The organism is Ruegeria discodermiae, from assembly GCF_030758345.1.
Classification (GTDB): Bacteria; Pseudomonadota; Alphaproteobacteria; order Rhodobacterales; family Rhodobacteraceae; genus Ruegeria_C.
Window position 1 is genome coordinate 547,232 of the sequence record NZ_JAVAMO010000001.1, and the last position, 15,854, is coordinate 563,085.

Below are 15,854 nucleotides of genomic sequence, written 5' to 3' on the forward strand. Positions count from 1 at the left end.
TTGACGCCTGGTTGTATGGTTTGGTGACAGGTCTTGGCGGGGTTTCGTATCCCATTTGTGACTTCCCTCGGGATTCTGACGACGAGCAGGGTCATGTCTTCCCCTCTGACATCCCGCCACACCACCTTGCTTTTTACACATGTTCTCAAGATATTCCGGCGATTTGTTGATCTGCGCCGCCACATGCAAGCACCACCCAGCGCCCCGCAGGGTCTGGATGCCAATTGGAAAGCATCCAAAAAGAAAGATCACAATACATGAGTGTGAAAAGTGGTCGGGGCGGCGAGATTCGAACTCACGACCCCCTGTACCCAAAACAGGTGCGCTACCAGACTGCGCCACGCCCCGGACCGTGCGCCTACCTAGCGATGCGAAACGGGTTTGAAAAGCCCTAAAAGCACCCGTTTCTGCCACAGCTTCATTTTACCCGGTTTGCGTCCTGCGCTGAGGATTACCCGATTCCGCCAGCAATCAGTTTAGCAGCCGATCGCGGCGCAGATTCGTTGGCGATAAGCTGCGTTGGCAGCGCTATCGGGAACGGATGCCGCGGGCTCCTGTTGGCAATTGGGGATGTAGTTCACATCAAGTCCCCGGTTGACGCATGACCCGATATCCCATCCCGGTGGCAGTTCGTTCAGGTCAACCTGGCCCCATTTGGGGTGGCCAATCTGCTGCAATGCTGAAAACTGGGTCAGGATCAGGTTCGACACATCCGCCACCGCATCACAGCTGAGCCGGTGATAGTTGTTCTTGCGCCTGTCATATTCATACGTCATCAGCACCGCCTTTACCGCGACGGTATCAAGCGGGTCAGAGACGAAACCATAGGTCCCCGAAGGGATCTGCACCGGAGTGTAGACCGCCTGCAAGACCGGGTCGACAATGGGCAGCAGGTGATACGTTGAAGCGTCCAGATCCGCCTCTGCAAACAAGCGCGCTGGCGCCCCGGCAACGTAGAAGAACGCATCGATCTCACCGCTTTTCAGACGTGCCATCGACTCGTCGGGTCCAATTGTCAGCGTTTCCCCGGGCTGGACGCCGACCAGATCAAGCAGCAAAGATGCCGTCAGGAACGTGCCGCTATCGGCAACACCCACGGCGACGCGCTTGCCGCTCAGATCAGCGACCGATCCGATATCTTTGGAGGCCAGAATATGCACCTCCTCGTTATAAAGCGGGAAGGCGATCCTTACGCCGGCAATCGCGCGGGCAATGTCCGGGTCGTTTGCGGAATAGGTCTTCAGATATTCAAGAACGTCGCTTTGCACGATCCCGAATTGCGTCGCCCGGCGCTTGCGCACACCCAGAAAGTTTTCCAGGGAACCGGCGCTTTCATTGACGGTCAATGTCTGTCCGCAGCCCGCCATCAGATTCGAGATATCGCGACCAATCTGAATATAGGTGCCGGTCGGGCCGCCGGTCAGAATGTTCTTCTCGAATTCCTGTGCCTCCATGCTGGTGGAGCCAAAGCACACGGCCAGAACAGTGCCCAACAGTTGCAGTGATCGTGTCGCAAAATTCGTCATCTTTCTTCCTGTCCCTTGATATTGATTATCTCAGCAACGCCCAAGATCGCGCACCAGTGAGGCGAGCGTCTGACGGTTGATCGAGGTGAAAACGGTGATCAGGGCGTCATGCGCGCAGACGCCTTCCACCAGGAGCTGTTGCAGCTCACCGCGTTTTTGGGCCGTCGTCCCGCCCAACCCCGGCGCTGCTGCTATCGCCCGGCTGACATCAGCAGGCTGCAAGGGTGCTGCCCGGCGCCGCAGCGATCTGGTCTGGTCTTGGGTCGGCGCCACCTGGATCGCGGCCTGAGCGGGCTCCGGCGCGGCTCTTGAGACATCGATAGCCGCCTGTGTCTCTTGCCGCTCGGAGCGAAGCGCGTCGAGTTGCGATCTGAGATCTGCTGTACTCGCTTCCAAACTGGCCAGCTCGGCCAGCGTGGACTGGATTTCGGCTTGTTTGGCCTGCTGCTGTGCCGCAATCGCATCGCGTTTCGCCGCCATTTCCTGCGCTTGCTGTTCTGTCGCCGCGCGCGCTTCTTCGGCCTCTGCGATCTGGGCCTGCAGCTCGCTGCGGGACTGACGCAGTTGGTCGATCTCGGTGCTCAGCGCGGCGAGGTCGGATTTGGCTTCGTCGGTCTGGGCTACCACGGTGTCTTTTTCAGTCAGCGCGGATTGAATGTCAGCCTGCGTCGCCGCCACCTGCCGAGCCTGCTGTTCCGCCGCCGAATGCGCCTCTTCGGCCTCGGCGATCTGAGCCTGCAGTTCGCTGCGGGATAGGCGCAGCTGGTCGATTTCGGTGCTCAGAGCGGCCAGATCGGCTTCGGTCTCTTCGGTCTGCGCTAAGACCGCGTTTTTCTCGGTCAGCGCGGACTGAATATCGGCCTGCGTCGCCGCCAGCTCCTGCGCCTGCTGTTCCGCAGCCGCGCGCGCTTCTTCGGCCTCTGCGATTTGGGCCTGCAGCTCGCTGCGGGACTGTCGCAGTTGGTCGATCTCGGTGCTCAGCGCGGTCAAGTCGGCCTTAGCTTCTTCGGTCTGGGCTATCACGGTGTCTTTTTCGGTCAGAGCGGCCCTGATGTCGGCCTGTGTCGCCGCCACCTGCTGCGCCTGCTGGTCTGCTGCTGCGCGCGCTTCTTCGGCCTCGGCGATCTGGCTCTGCAACTCACTGCGGGTCTGGCGCAGTTGGTCGATCTCGATGCTCAGCGCGGCGAGGTCGGATTTGGCTTCTTCGGTCTGGGCTATCAAGGTGTCTTTCTCGGTCAGTGCGGATTGAATGTCAGCCTGCGCCGCCGCCACCTGCTGCGCCTGTTGTTCCGCTGTCGCGCGCGCCTCTTCGGCCTGGGCGATTTGGGCCTGCAGCTCGCTGCGGGTCTGGCGTAGTTGGTCGATCTCGGTGCTCAGCGCGGCCAGGTCGGTCTTGGCTTCTTCGGTCTGGGCTACGACCGCGTCTTTCTCGGTCAGCGCGGACTCAATTTCGGCCTGCGCCTGCTGTTCCGCCGCCGCTCGTGTCTCTTCGCCCTCTGCGATCTGGGCCTGCAGATCGCTACGGGACTGGCGCAGTTGGTCGATCTCGGTGCTAAGCGCGGCCAGATCGGTCTTGGCTTCTTCGGTCTGGGCGATGACCGTATCTTTCTCGGTCAGTGCGGATTGAATGTCGCCCCGTACCACCGCCACCTGCTGCTCCTGGAATTCCGCCGCCGTGCGTGCCTCTTCGGCTTCGGCGATCTGGCTCTGCAATTCGCTGCGGGACTGGCGCAGTTGGTCGATCTCGGTGCTGAGTGCAGCGAGGTCGGCCTTGGCTTCTTCGGTCTGAACTAAGACCGAGTCTTTCTCGCTCAGCGCGGACTGAATGTCGGCCTGTGTCGCCGCCACCTGCTGTATCTGCTGTTCTGCCGCCGCGCGTGCCTCTTCGGCTTCGGCGATTTGGTGCTGCAACGCGCTGCGGGACTGGCGTAGTTGGTCGATCTCAGCGCTCAGAGCAGCGAGGTTGGTCTCGGCCGCTTCGGTCTCTTTGATCATTTGATCGCGACGTTCCGCCAGCGCTTCAAGATCCGGGCCCGCATTGTCCTTCACCACCGAAAGGTCAGCCTGTATCGCCGAGCGCTCAGACTTCAGCTTCTGAAGCTCTTCACGGGCAGCATCTACGCGCGCATTCATGTCTGCCTCCGTGCTCCGGAGGTCGTCTATCTTCCTGGCAAGCTGGCCGACTTCTGCAAGCGCTGTCTTGAGTTGAGAACGGGTGGCTGCCAGCATGTTCTCCGCCATCCTGGCGTCATCTTCGAGCCCTGCGATGATACTTTTGAACGACGACACCTTATAGGAGAGGACATCGGATTGGTCTGCACCTAACAATGGCGCATTCTCGCTGCCCGAGCTCTGCGCGATGGTTGGCTGTGCCCAACCAAACGAAATAAAAAAGGATGCCAACGCGACACGACGGATAAGCAAAGACATCAAAACCTGACCTTAGAACACAAAAAAACAAAACAATAATATTATCCTAGCACTATTGTCTCTTGAAAAAAAGATTTGAATGCGGGCGGGGCAGGGCAATATTTGATCGCGGCCTATGGTTTTGGTTCTGGTTGACCATCGGACGGCGCATCGACCGACGAAGAAAGGCCGCATGCGCGCGCGAAGATAGACAGCTGCATCGGTTTCCAACGGGTTCCTCATGCGCCAGTTTGATTTGATATATCCCTGCCATATTCCCAGGTTCGACACGCGAAAAGTCTCCGGACACTTCGTCCCAGCGGTTCGGCCATTTGGCCCCCAGCGGTTGACCTGACCCGCGTGTCGTGCTTTGCCGGGCCCGACCACGAGGCAGTGAGCATATCAATACGATGCTGAAAAAACTCTATGACTGGACCATGCGTCTTGCCGAACACCCGCACGCACTTTGGGCGCTGGCGGCGGTGTCATTTGTGGAAAGCTCAGTCTTTCCGATCCCGCCGGATGTGCTGATGATCCCGATGATACTCGCCACGCCATCACGCGCCTTCCTGATCGCGACGGTTGCGCTGGTGTCCTCTGTGCTGGGCGGGCTTTTGGGATACGCGATCGGTGCGTTCTTTTATGACACCATCGGCCACCCGGTTCTCGCCGCCATGGGCAAGGCGCAGGCGATGGAAGAGTTCAACACCCGCTTCAACGATTTCGGATTCTGGGCGGTGCTGACCGCAGGGATTACCCCGTTCCCCTACAAGGTCATCACCATCATGTCGGGCTGGACCGGTATGCCGCTGGGCACCTTCATCGCCACGTCGATCCTGGCGCGTGGCATCCGGTTCTTTGTCGTGGCCGGGCTCTTGTGGAAATTTGGCGAACCCATTCGCGATTTCATCGAAAAGCGCCTTGGCCTCATGTTCACATTGTTTGTGCTGCTGCTGATTGGTGGCTTTGTGCTTGTGAGGTTCCTGTGACACGTCGAAACAGGCTGGTTCTGACCGCCACGGCCACCTCGACCGCCCTGCTTGTCGGAGCCTATGTCGCCGAGTTCTTCGGGTGGGAGCCCTGTGCCATGTGCCTGTGGCAGCGCTGGCCGCATTTTGCCGCAATCGTCGCGGGGCTTTGTGCGCTGGCCATACAGGGTCCGGTCTTTCCGCTGCTGGGGGCGGCCGCCTCGGCCACCACGGGTGGCATCGCGATCTTTCACTCCGGCGTCGAGCGTAAGTGGTGGGACGGTCCCGCCAGTTGCAGCGGGAGCGGGGACGGTTTGGGTGCGATGAGCGGCGACGCGCTACTGCCCGGAGGCGCCGATCTGGCGCCGCTGGTAATGTGCGATACGTTGCAGCCATTCCTTTTTGGCCTGACCATGGCGAACTGGAATGCGTTGTTTGCCCTGTTCCAGATATTCGTCTGGATCTCGGCCGCCCGCGCCGGACGCAGCTGATCAGGTCGTCTTTTTCGTCGACAGCAGCAGGCTGGTTTCACTGGTCTGCACCCCTTCGAAACTCCGTATCCGGGCCAGCGCCCGGTCCAGTTCTTCCAGCGTTTCGGTGCCAAGCTCGACAATCAGATCCCAGCGTCCGTTGGTGGAATGGATGGCGCGCACCTCGGTCAGCCCCTGAAGCTGGCGGGTGATCCGCTGCGCGCCGCGCCCCTCGATCCCGATCATCATCAGCCCGCGCACCGGGTCTTGCAGCGTGTCTTCTTTCAACACCACCGAAAAGCCCAGGATATCACCGCGCTGGATCAGCCGTTCGATCCGGGCACGGACCGTGGTGCGCGACAGGCTGAGCTGGAGCGCCAGATCGGACAGAGACGCCCGCGCGTCATGACGTAGAGCAGAGACCAGGCGCTCGTCCGTTTTGTCCATGGTAAATTTCCATATTGATCAGATTGCCTTCTAAATGATCAAAATTTCAACTAGATCGCAACTCGTTTTGGACAGATTTTGGAGTGAGACCTCCAAAGACAGGCAAATGAAGATGTCCAGGAAATGCATTCTGATCGGCGCTCCGGTCGATAGTGGCAAGCGGCGCACGGGCTGTTTGATGGGTCCCGATTCTTATCGCACCGCAGGGCTGGCCGAGGCGCTGAGCGATCTTGGCCACAGCGTTGAGGATATGGGCAACCTGACCCCGGCCTCACATGCGGCAGAGCCCGGCGATACCATTCTGCACCAGCCCAACCGGACCATCGGCTGGACCCACCGGCTGATCCGCGCCGGGCAAGAGGCAGCGCAGCGCGGGCTGCCGATCTTTCTGGGCGGCGATCATGCGCTTGCGCTGGGAAGCGTGGCCGGCATGGCGAACCATGCAGCCTCGGTCGACCGCCCGCTTTTTGTACTCTGGCTGGATGCCCACAGCGATTTTCACACGCCCGAAACCAGCCCCTCCGGCAACCTGCACGGCACGCCGCTGGGCTATGTGACCGGGCGGGGCGGGTTCACCGGCTTTCCGGTGATCACCAACCCGGTGCCGGAAGAGAATATCTGCATCATCGGTCTGCGCTCGGTCGATACGGCGGAACGCGAGGCACTGCAGAACTCCAACATCCGCTTTCACGACATGCGCCAGATCGACGAGCATGGCATCGCCCGCCCGCTCTCTGTCTTCCTGGAGCATGTGGCCAGCCAGAACGGGATGCTGCATGTCTCGCTTGACGTGGATTTCCTCGACCCCTCCATCGCGCCCGCAGTCGGCACCACCGTGCCGGGCGGGGCCACCATGCGCGAGGGGCATCTGGTGATGGAGATGATCAATGATAGCGGGTTGATGACCTCGCTCGATCTGGTCGAACTGAACCCGTTTCTGGACGAGCGCGGGCGCACCGCGCATCTGATGGTGGATCTGACCGCCTCGGCGCTTGGCCGCCGCGTCTTTGACCGCCCCACAAGGAGCTTCTCGTGAGCATCATACAGGCCCCGTCTTCGGTCGTGATGATCCGACCGCATGCTTTTCACCCGAACCCCGAAACCAGCGCCGACAACGCCTTTCAGACGCAGGCTCAGGTCGATGACGTTTCGGTCCGCGCCCGGGCCGAGTTCGACGCCGCCGCCGAGACCCTGAGCGCAGCCGGTGTGACAGTGCATGCGTTTGACGATTTCGGTGACAGCGACACGCCTGACAGCGTGTTTCCGAATAACTGGTTTTCCACCCATACCGGTGGGCATGTCGCGCTGTATCCGATGTATGCCGAAAACCGCCGCCGCGAACGGCGCAGCGACGTGATCGAGATGCTCAAGCGCGACTACCGCGTCTCGGACGTGATCGATTACAGCGGGTTGGAACAGGACGGGCTGGCGCTGGAAGGCACCGGGGCCATGGTGCTCGACCATATCGGGCGCATCGCCTATGTGACGAAATCCAACCGCGCCGATCCGGTGCTGCTGGAACGGTTCTGCGCACATTTCAACTATGAGCCGATCAGCTTTGATGCGACCGACGCGCAGGGCACCGCGATCTATCACACCAATGTGCTGATGGGGATTGGCACCGACTATGCGCTGATCTGCCTTGACATGATCCCCGATCCCGAACGTCGCCGCACCGTGGCCGAGCGACTGTCCGAGAACGGGCGCACGGTGATCGACCTGACCCATGACCAGATCGCAGATTTCGCCGGAAACGCCATCGAGTTGACCGGAACCGAGCGCCTGCTGGCGCTGTCTGCCCGCGCCTATGAGGCGCTGCGTCCCGACCAACTGGCCATTATCGAGCGTTCGGCCAGGCCGCTGCCGCTCACCATCCCCACAATCGAAACCGCGGGAGGATCGGTGCGCTGCATGCTTGCCGGCATCCACCTGACCCGCCGCCCCGAAAGGACCGACCGATGAAACCCTCCGACAAGGCGCTCGTGCCCTTCGTCTCCGTCGATCACATGATGCAACTCATCCACCATATCGGCGTGGAAGAGATGATGTCCGGCATTGCCGAGTATATCGAGGATGATTTCCGCCGCTGGGAGCTGTTTGACAAAACCCCGCGCGTCGCCAGCCATTCCGAGGTCGGCGTGATCGAACTGATGCCGACATCCGACGGCGAGATGTACGGGTTCAAATACGTCAACGGCCACCCAAAGAACACCAAGGAAGGGTTGCAGACCGTCACCGCCTTTGGCCTGCTGGCAAATGTCGAAACCGGCTATCCGATGCTGCTGAGCGAGATGACCATGCTCACCGCTTTGCGCACGGCTGCCACCTCGGCCATGGTTGCGAAACATCTAGCGCCCAAGGGTTCGGATACCATGGCGATGATCGGCAATGGCGCGCAATCGGAGTTTCAGACTTTGGCGATGAAAGCGATCTGCGGGCTGAAAACCGTCCGACTCTATGATGTTGACCCCGCCGCGACCGAAAAGTGTGCGGCGAACCTCGCGTCACAAGGCATCGAAGTGGTGAGGTGCAAAACGCCCGAAGAGGCTATCGAGGGCGCACAGATCCTGACCAGCTGCACCGCCGACAAGCAATATGCCACGATCCTGAGCGACAACATGGTCGGCAGCGGCGTCCATATCAATGCAATCGGCGGCGATTGTCCGGGCAAGACCGAACTGGCCGCAGGCATCCTGCAGCGCTCCGACATCTTCGTGGAATACCCGCCCCAAACGCGGATCGAGGGCGAAATCCAGCAATTGCCTGAGGATCATCCCGTCACGGAACTGTGGCAGGTGATCACCGGCAAGGCCCCGGGCCGCACCTCAGACCGGCAGATCACGCTCTTCGACAGCGTCGGCTTCGCTATCGAGGATTTCTCAGCCCTGCGCTATGTGCGCGACCAGTTGGAGGCGACCGGGCTTTATCACGCGCTCGACCTGCTCGCCGACCCCGACGACCCGCGCGATCTGTTCGGAATGCTGCAAAGGGCGGCACCTGACAAGACCTGAAACAGAAACGGATCGGAGGCCAGCCTCCGATCCGGTTGAGCCTTTGATCGTCATGCCCGAAGCAGGGCGCACCGCATGCTGGCCGCGATCTGGATATTGCACGCCCACGCAATTGACGCTGCCGACATATCGCCGAGAACCTGTATTCGGGATGGCGGGACGAACTGCCAGAGCTTCACGAGCGCAACCGGATGACGTTGGCAGCATATCGTAAGTGCCGGACGGCCAATCTGTGACCAATACGCGCGCGATACAGGTCTTATCCCGCTGCCGGTTTTTACATTCGGTCATAGAGTTACATCCCAAATGCCGACAGCGGTCGGAGGACAGTGTTACACCGTAGTCGGGGGTATTACCGAAGCAAGCGTAATAGTCATCCAAACTGACGCACAAATGGGCGATGTTCCTCCTTGAGCCTCCATTAAATCCTGGTCGGAAATCTCACCCTGTTTGGGTGCTGCCGGGATGTGCAGGTACTTCGTACCCGCCGTGTCCCGCACCACCTTGAGCTCCATGTCCTGGGGCAGTTCTCCGACGACTTCCTCAATCGCCGCCCTTGTGTTGCTCTCAAGGCGGGTGCTGAAGGCTTTGTCGCTCCAGGCACGTTCATAAATCGCGGCGAGTTTATCGCTGCCTTTCTGATGCATGTCAGTCATCTGTACTTTCCTCTCGGATAATGCTGTGCCGGGATGTGCACCGAGCAATCAGCTTTCTGGTGCTAGGTTAGGCTGGCAAGCTGCGTCGCTGATGAAGCGTTGGTTAAGAAAGCTAAAGTTCTGATCCCGACGTTGCGGGCGCTTGCGGCGCAGACCGGGGTCGCCCTCAAAAGGTGTGGCGCTGCGAGCCTTTCAGAACCGGTCAAATTCCGGGCCGTGAGGGTTAAGCGGCCTGTTCTGAACCGCAATGCTCAGCAGGCACGAATTTTCGCGTGTTCCGGCGGCATGAGCCTTTCTTACCGGTCTGCTCATCCGGGGTGCAGCACCCGCTGCTAGCGCTATGGGCCTAGCAGCGTCTCAAGCGGGGTTTCTCCCGCGCGGCGCATATGCTGGACGCCAAGGGCATGCGCGTTGCAGCCCGCGTCCGTCGCCCCGGTTACTCGATGCTCTACCCCAACCAATTCAACTTTCGCGCGCAGGTGCCATCAGGCGCAGAGGCAGAGCTATCCAAGATAGTGAACGGGTACGGCGACTGGATGTTCTACGGCCATGCGGGCATTGACGGGCTATCGCTGCAAAACTGGTGGCTGATAGACCTGCGGGCATTCAGGGCCGCTCTGATCCGTCACGGGGCCAATGGCAGTTTCATTCGCATGGGGGACAAGCGGACCCCGGACGGAACGTGCTTCAAGTGGTTCGATATCCGGTCTTTCCCAGACGATCCGCCTTTGGTGGTGGCGCGGGGGTAGGAGCTTGGCATCCAAGCTGCGCTTTGAGCGCTTGCTGCATGACGCTCCAAGGGCTGCGATTCTAGGTTAATAGAAGGCTTGGAAGCCAAAATCCTACTCGCCCCGCAAATCAGTCTGGAACATTAACGGAGACTGCGACCACTGCTGTCGTCAGCATTACGCTTGCCATAACCCAAGAGAGCGATCCTCCGTTAGCACCCACCAGGTCTTCATCAGAGACCTCGCCCTCCGCTGGCGCGGCGGGAATGCTGAGGTACTTTGTATACGTCGTGTCTCGCACCACCTTGAACTCCATGTTCTGGGGCAGTTTTCCGACAATTTCCTCAATCGCCGCCTTTGGGTTGCGCTCAAGGCGGGCGTTGAAGGCTTTGTCAGTCCAGGCACGTTCATAAATCGCTGCAAGCTGGTCGCTGCTTTTTTGATGTTTGTCGCTCATCTGAACTTTCCTCTCTGATTGTGCCGATGCCGAGATTTATCCAGCGCAACCGGCCTTATTGTTCAAAGCTAGGTGAGCAATCTGCGCCGCTGATGGACTAACTGTTAAGAAATCTGAAAAAACCTATCCCGGCGATTGGCGAAAGTCCGACTAGTCCTGCTCTGCGTATCTTAGCTCAATGATAACGGCTGCACGTCCGTGGTGGCCGATACAGCACCTCAATCACAGAGCTTCCCTTCATGCTCTCAACAATCTCCTTGGCCGCGTCTGGCGCGTCCCCAACAAGTGGAATGGCGCGGTCTCGAGCGTCGGTCTTGAGTGTATCACGAATGCTATTCGCTCTGATTTCAATGACTTCTTTCTCGAGGTTCAAGTCTTGCAATTCAATGACGGAGACTTCTTTTGCATGCGCGGAGGTGCCTGCCATCAAACGCCACGCCAGGCGCAAGGTCATGACCAATCATCCAGCGCGCCTCGGTTTCATCTAAACCTGTGACGCCCTCTAGCATGCCCTCAGCTTCCAGCACAGTCTCTTGCCACGTCGTAACTGGGTTGCGGTCGTCAATACCATTCAGCTTCTTTCGAGCTTCGGCCACCATTCAGTCGAACCTGACGCAAAACTGCTTCATGCTCGATTTGTAATTTCGCGCCTGCACGGTTCTTCAAGGTTAACCGTAGGTGCGTACTACCGATCTGCTTTTGGCAGTCCTGAGGGAATCTTCGCCGGAACAGCAAAGCCCCGTTTGGTCGCCGGTCGAGATGGTTCAATTCCACGGTAAGACTCATGCTTGTGTCTCGATTGCGTGTCTAAATGTGTGTCAGGATATAAGCCCAGAACCCTTATTTTTAGGCATTTATAGCTATCAAGGTTCTATTGTGGTGCCCAAGGTGAGACTCGAACTCACACGCCCGTGAAGGCGGGGGATTTTGAATCCCCTGCGTCTACCATTCCGCCACTTGGGCCACTCGAAATGACCTAACGCCGCTTTTGGGGAAGGTCCAGCGGCAATTCGAGGTGGGTGGACAGTTTTCCCCAAAAAGCTTGCAAGGAATTACTGCAAGAGCGCCACGACCCGTCAGAAGAACAGCGGCGGGAAAGGTTGGCAGAATCCGTTGGCCCGTTGGACTGTCATGTGGTCGCCGATGATCAATCCGGTTCTGACGTTCACATCCACGGGTTCGAGACCAATGGCCTGAGGATTGAGCGTGAACTGAACAGCTGTGCGACCTCCAGCTGCTGCGCTGCGGACAGTCTTGCTGGCCATATAAATCTGTTGTGACCACGCGGCGCCCAGTCGACGGCGGGCATAGTCTGAAGCACCACACCAGTACTCGTCACGACCGGCAAGCGGGTAGGGGACAACTTCGAAGATATTCGCGTCGACCTGATAGACGCGTGTTCCGTATGGGGTGGAAAAAGCGGCGCCGGTATTGGTTGAGACTGCAACCCCTGCGCCCGATCCGCCGGAATACTGCGCTCCGGTAGCAACCTGACAGGCCGACAGAACCGAAAAAGCCAAAACCCAAAGTTTCTTCATCACACCTGGCCCTTCCTACCTATGGTTGAAAGGTTAGGGAAGGGATGCTGTCTTGGCAATGGTTGCGATTGCCGGTGGTGCCGAAGATTTCTGGAGCGGGTAACGGGAATCGAACCCGTAATTAAAGCTTGGGAAGCTGCCGTGATACCTTTTCACCATACCCGCGCCGGTGCCTTGGGATAGCCAGTCGCTGCCATGGCGTCAAGCGGATTGAGAGTAGGGCGATTCGGAAGGGGGCGGGTTTAGACGCGAGCCTCAAAAAGGTTGATCTGCGCCGGGATGCGCAGGCCGTCCGAGGTGATCATCTCGTGCAGGCGCCGGGTAATATCCTGCTCGATTTCGGCGGCATCCTCCTGGTTTCCCTCAAAGAAGCGCATCAGGCGTGCGGCGGGGCCGACGCGCAGACATTGGGTCGCCACATCTTCAACGCGGCCCATCGGGGTCATCAGAACATCGACACTATCGCAGCGCACATCCTGCAGGCCGGCAGCGCGCATCAGTCCGGTGACACGCTCGGCGTTCTGAAATCCCATCGGACCCGGTGCGTCGGGATCTGCGGGCGGCGGGGTGCCGAGCCGGTCCGCCGCCGCCTCAAACGGCAGGCGAAACCAGGGATTGCTTGAGAACCCGCCCCAGGCGGCGAAACACATTCGGCCACCGGGTCGCAGGGCGCGGGACAGATTGGCGAAGGCGGCTTGGGGGTCGGCAAAGAACATCATCCCGAACCGCGAGATCAGGACATCGCGGGGTGGCCCGTCGAAAGACGCGACCTGCGCATCGCCCTGCCGGACCGAGACATTGGCCAGCCCGGCCTGCGCCGCTCGTGCGGCGGCGCGTTCCAGAAACGGTTCTGCGATATCGAGGCCAAGCACGTCGCCGGTTGGGCCCACCCGCTCTGCGGCGGCGAGCAGGCTTGCGCCGGTGCCGCAACCGATATCGATGACGCGCTCGCCGGGCTGTAACTTGGCCCGCTGCACAACCAGATCGAGGATCGGGGCCATGGCCGCGTCAAGGTGGTCCTCATAGGTCAGCCATTTGCGTCCGCTGGGTGTGGCGCTCCAATACTCCTGTTGTTCGGCATTGGGGCTGTCCGTGGTGTCTCCGTTCATATCGACCGATCCCGCCCGTCACTGCGCAGGTTTTTCAAGAAAGAACTGGGCGCGGCCCGAGGGGCAGCAGCGTGCGTCCGTGTCGAGGTATTCATAGACCACCAACAGCACGCCATTGGCGTAGAGATTGAGCGATTCCAGGCCAACGCCGGGCATGAGCACTTCCTGACCGAGCACCGGGCCGCTCGCTTCAAAATGCACGAACTGGTGGTGCAACGTCACCGCATTGCCGCCGGTCGGTGAGGCCAGCGACAGCTGCACCAGCAACTCGTCCTGCGGTCTGTCACTCCAGTCCAGCGTCCAAGCGACGGCGGTGTCGATGATCGCGCCCGATTGTGCAAAGAGGTTCAGCACCGCCTGTGGCACCTCGACCTGCTCGATCACTTGCTGCGCGGCAAGCGGTGTCGCGGTCAGCGAGGCTGCGAGCAAAGCGGCGCAGGGTTTCATCCGCGTCTCCGGCGGCGGCGGCCTCCGCTCTCGGCGTAACTGCCGCCGGTGTTGAAGGCCACGGCGGGCAGGGTGACCACCTTGGCCAGATCGGGGAAGGGGTCGGTCTTGTGCGGGATGGCGTTGGCGGCGACGAAGTGTTCCTGGAACTTGGGTTCGATCGCGGTTTCGACCTTGGTGATCTGGCGCACGACCTGTTCGATTTCAGCCCGCGCCGCGATGTTGCAGAGCGCGATGCGTGCGCCGGTCCCGGCGGCGTTGCCCGCGCTGGTGACCTTATCGAGCGGTGCGTCGGGGATCATGCCCAGAACCATGGCGTGTTTGGTCGAGATATGCGCGCCAAAGGCCCCGGCCAGCACCACCCGGTCGACCCGGTCCACGCCCATCTCATCCATCAGCAGACGCGCGCCCGCATAAAGCGCGGATTTTGCCAGTTGGATGGCGCGGATATCGCCCTGGGTGACGGTGATGCGGGGGCCGCCCTCGGCGCTGGAATCGTGGATCAGGTAGGAATGGGTGCGCCCCTCGGGCACGCAGCGCGCGGTCCCGGTCTGCTCGGCCGAGCCGATCAGCCCGCTTTCATCCAAGAGCCCCGCCATGCGCATTTCGGCCACCGCCTCGATAATGCCGGACCCGCAGATGCCGGTGATGCCCGTGGTCGCAATGGCGGCGTCAAACCCGTCCTCGTCGGACCACAGGTCGGATCCGATGATGCGGAAGCGGGGTTCCTTGGTTTCGGGATTGATCTCGATCCGTTCGATCGCGCCGGGCGCGGCGCGCTGGCCGGAGCTGATCTGCGCGCCCTCGAAGGCGGGGCCGGTGGGCGAGGAACAGGCCAGCACGCGGCTGGTATTGCCCAGCAGAATCTCGGCATTGGTGCCCACATCCACGATGAGCACGAGGTCTTCGGATTTGCCGGGCTCCTCGCTCAAGGCAACGGCGGCGCAATCGGCCCCGACATGGCCCGCGATGCAGGGCAGAATATAGACCTGCGCATTCTCGTTCATCACCGTCAGATCCAGATCGCGGGCGTTCAGTTCCAGCGACTCAGAGGTGGTGAGCGCAAAGGGCGCCTGTCCCAACTCGACCGGATCGATGCCCAGCAGGAGGTGGTGCATGACCGGGTTGCAGACAAAAACCGTCTCAACGATCTGGAAGGGGCGGATGCCCGCCTCGGTGGCGATGGATTCGGTCAGCCCGTTGATGGCGACGCGCACCGCGTTGGTCATCTCCTTATCGCCGCCGGGATTCATCATCGCGTAGGACACCCGGCTCATCAGGTCCTCGCCAAAGCGGATCTGCGGGTTCATCACGCCGGACGATGCCTTGACCTCGCCATTGCGCAGATCGCACAGATGCGCGGCGATGGTGGTCGAGCCGAGGTCGATGGCCAGCCCGTAGATACGCTCTTCGGTCAGGCCGGGCCAGATTTCCAGCACTTTGTGGGTGCTGTCCTTGTGGGATTTGTGCAGGGCGACCGTGACCTGCCACTTGCCCTTGCGCAGCACCGGTTGCAGGCGCGACAGGATGGTGAGGTCGGCGGTGATACGCTCGATCCCCCATTGTTCGTGCAGGGCGCGTTCCAGCCGTTCCAGATCACCGGTGGGTTCGTGCATGTCGGGTTCCTGCACCTCGACAAAATAGAGATGCGTGGCCGGGTCCATGGTAATGGTGCGGGCGGTGGCCGCCTTGCGCACGACCTGGCGGTGAACCTGGCTTTCGGGCGGCACATCGATCACGACGTCACCCTGAACGGTGGCCTGACAGCCCAGCCTGCGCCCGTCGATCAGCCCGCGCTTGTCCTTGTAACGCTGTTCGACCTTGTTCCACTCGCTGAGCGCGTCCTCACTTACGGTGACACCATGTTTGGGAAACTCGCCATACGACGGGGTGATCTGGCATTTCGAACAGATGCCGCGCCCGCCACAGACCGAATCGAGGTCCACGCCCAACTGCCGCGCCGCAGTCAGAATTGGCGTTCCGACCGGGAAATTGCCGCGTTTGCCGGAGGGGGTGAAGACAACGAGAGGGTCGGTGCTCATCTGTGATCTGCCTGGATATCGTGCATTTGCGCAGCACCATATGGGT

Annotated in this window: 16 protein-coding genes and 3 tRNA genes; 6 read left to right on the forward strand and 13 right to left on the reverse strand. The window is 60.5% G+C overall.

The features are described 5' to 3' along the window. Positions 1-271: 271 nt before the first annotated feature. From Q5Y75_RS02710 to Q5Y75_RS02720, 3 genes are all read right to left on the reverse strand, one after another. Positions 272-348, reverse strand: a tRNA-Pro gene (locus Q5Y75_RS02710). A gap of 128 nt (positions 349-476) precedes the next feature. Beyond that, positions 477-1,526, reverse strand: a complete 1,050-nt coding sequence (locus Q5Y75_RS02715) for a TAXI family TRAP transporter solute-binding subunit (protein ID WP_306194066.1) — start codon at positions 1,524-1,526, stop codon at positions 477-479. A 30-nt stretch (positions 1,527-1,556) separates the two neighbouring features. After that, the gene (locus tag Q5Y75_RS02720) at positions 1,557-3,659 is read right to left on the reverse strand and encodes a coiled-coil domain-containing protein (protein WP_306194068.1); all 2,103 of its coding nucleotides are present in this window, start codon (positions 3,657-3,659) and stop codon (positions 1,557-1,559) included. Positions 3,660-4,345: 686 nt separating this feature from the next. Between Q5Y75_RS02720 and Q5Y75_RS02725 the strand changes: the two genes are divergently transcribed. Together Q5Y75_RS02725 and Q5Y75_RS02730 are read left to right on the forward strand one after the other, a co-directional pair. Further along, entirely contained in the window at positions 4,346-4,924 is a 579-nt protein-coding gene (locus tag Q5Y75_RS02725) for a YqaA family protein (RefSeq protein WP_306194069.1), read from the forward strand. Further along, complete coding sequence (locus tag Q5Y75_RS02730) at positions 4,921-5,394, forward strand: disulfide bond formation protein B (RefSeq protein ID WP_306194072.1); 474 nt, start codon at positions 4,921-4,923, stop codon at positions 5,392-5,394. The genes Q5Y75_RS02725 and Q5Y75_RS02730 overlap by 4 nt, the downstream gene beginning before the upstream one ends. Here Q5Y75_RS02730 and Q5Y75_RS02735 read toward each other — a convergent pair whose 3' ends face one another. Continuing rightward, positions 5,395-5,820 (reverse strand): Lrp/AsnC family transcriptional regulator, encoded by a 426-nt coding sequence (locus tag Q5Y75_RS02735; protein ID WP_306194075.1) that lies wholly within the window; start codon positions 5,818-5,820, stop codon positions 5,395-5,397. A gap of 112 nt (positions 5,821-5,932) precedes the next feature. Here Q5Y75_RS02735 and rocF point away from each other — a divergent pair, with 112 nt between their 5' ends. Genes rocF through ocd form a run of 3 tightly spaced genes read left to right on the forward strand, consistent with a single transcriptional unit; the run spans position 5,933 to position 8,831 of the window. Next, the gene (gene rocF, locus Q5Y75_RS02740) at positions 5,933-6,856 is read left to right on the forward strand and encodes an arginase (RefSeq protein WP_371933221.1); all 924 of its coding nucleotides are present in this window, start codon (positions 5,933-5,935) and stop codon (positions 6,854-6,856) included. Further along, positions 6,853-7,782 (forward strand): citrulline utilization hydrolase CtlX, encoded by a 930-nt coding sequence (gene ctlX, locus Q5Y75_RS02745; RefSeq protein ID WP_306194080.1) that lies wholly within the window; start codon positions 6,853-6,855, stop codon positions 7,780-7,782. Before rocF ends, ctlX begins: the two co-directional genes overlap by 4 nt. Further along, complete coding sequence (ocd, locus tag Q5Y75_RS02750) at positions 7,779-8,831, forward strand: ornithine cyclodeaminase (RefSeq protein ID WP_306194083.1); 1,053 nt, start codon at positions 7,779-7,781, stop codon at positions 8,829-8,831. The genes ctlX and ocd overlap by 4 nt, the downstream gene beginning before the upstream one ends. Before the next feature lie 332 nt (positions 8,832-9,163). On the opposite strand, the gene Q5Y75_RS02755 is transcribed toward ocd, so the two are convergent. Further along, positions 9,164-9,487, reverse strand: a complete 324-nt coding sequence (locus Q5Y75_RS02755) for a hypothetical protein (protein ID WP_306194086.1) — start codon at positions 9,485-9,487, stop codon at positions 9,164-9,166. Positions 9,488-9,873: 386 nt separating this feature from the next. Here Q5Y75_RS02755 and Q5Y75_RS02760 point away from each other — a divergent pair, with 386 nt between their 5' ends. Then, on the forward strand, positions 9,874-10,236 hold the full coding sequence (locus Q5Y75_RS02760; RefSeq protein WP_306194089.1) for a hypothetical protein: 363 nt from the start codon (positions 9,874-9,876) through the stop codon (positions 10,234-10,236). Between the two features lie 109 nt (positions 10,237-10,345). On the opposite strand, the gene Q5Y75_RS02765 is transcribed toward Q5Y75_RS02760, so the two are convergent. The 8 genes from Q5Y75_RS02765 to Q5Y75_RS02800 all read right to left on the reverse strand — a co-directional run bounded on the left by Q5Y75_RS02765 (position 10,346) and on the right by Q5Y75_RS02800 (position 15,808). Next, positions 10,346-10,672 (reverse strand): hypothetical protein, encoded by a 327-nt coding sequence (locus Q5Y75_RS02765; protein WP_306194091.1) that lies wholly within the window; start codon positions 10,670-10,672, stop codon positions 10,346-10,348. Between the two features lie 175 nt (positions 10,673-10,847). Further along, positions 10,848-11,126 carry a hypothetical protein gene (locus tag Q5Y75_RS02770; protein ID WP_306194093.1) on the reverse strand — a complete coding sequence of 93 codons (279 nt, stop codon included), beginning with the start codon at positions 11,124-11,126 and terminating at the stop codon, positions 10,848-10,850. Positions 11,127-11,549: 423 nt separating this feature from the next. Next, a tRNA-Leu gene (locus tag Q5Y75_RS02775) sits at positions 11,550-11,635 on the reverse strand. Positions 11,636-11,748: 113 nt separating this feature from the next. After that, positions 11,749-12,210 carry a hypothetical protein gene (locus Q5Y75_RS02780; RefSeq protein ID WP_306194096.1) on the reverse strand — a complete coding sequence of 154 codons (462 nt, stop codon included), beginning with the start codon at positions 12,208-12,210 and terminating at the stop codon, positions 11,749-11,751. 91 nt (positions 12,211-12,301) lie between these two features. After that, positions 12,302-12,375: transfer RNA gene (locus tag Q5Y75_RS02785), tRNA-Gly, on the reverse strand. A 77-nt stretch (positions 12,376-12,452) separates the two neighbouring features. Beyond that, on the reverse strand, positions 12,453-13,319 hold the full coding sequence (locus Q5Y75_RS02790; protein ID WP_306194099.1) for a class I SAM-dependent methyltransferase: 867 nt from the start codon (positions 13,317-13,319) through the stop codon (positions 12,453-12,455). Between the two features lie 18 nt (positions 13,320-13,337). Next, the gene (locus Q5Y75_RS02795; protein ID WP_306194101.1) at positions 13,338-13,766 is read right to left on the reverse strand and encodes a hypothetical protein; all 429 of its coding nucleotides are present in this window, start codon (positions 13,764-13,766) and stop codon (positions 13,338-13,340) included. Beyond that, positions 13,763-15,808 carry an ASKHA domain-containing protein gene (locus tag Q5Y75_RS02800; RefSeq protein WP_306194103.1) on the reverse strand — a complete coding sequence of 682 codons (2,046 nt, stop codon included), beginning with the start codon at positions 15,806-15,808 and terminating at the stop codon, positions 13,763-13,765. The genes Q5Y75_RS02795 and Q5Y75_RS02800 overlap by 4 nt, the downstream gene beginning before the upstream one ends. Positions 15,809-15,854 lie beyond the last annotated feature (46 nt).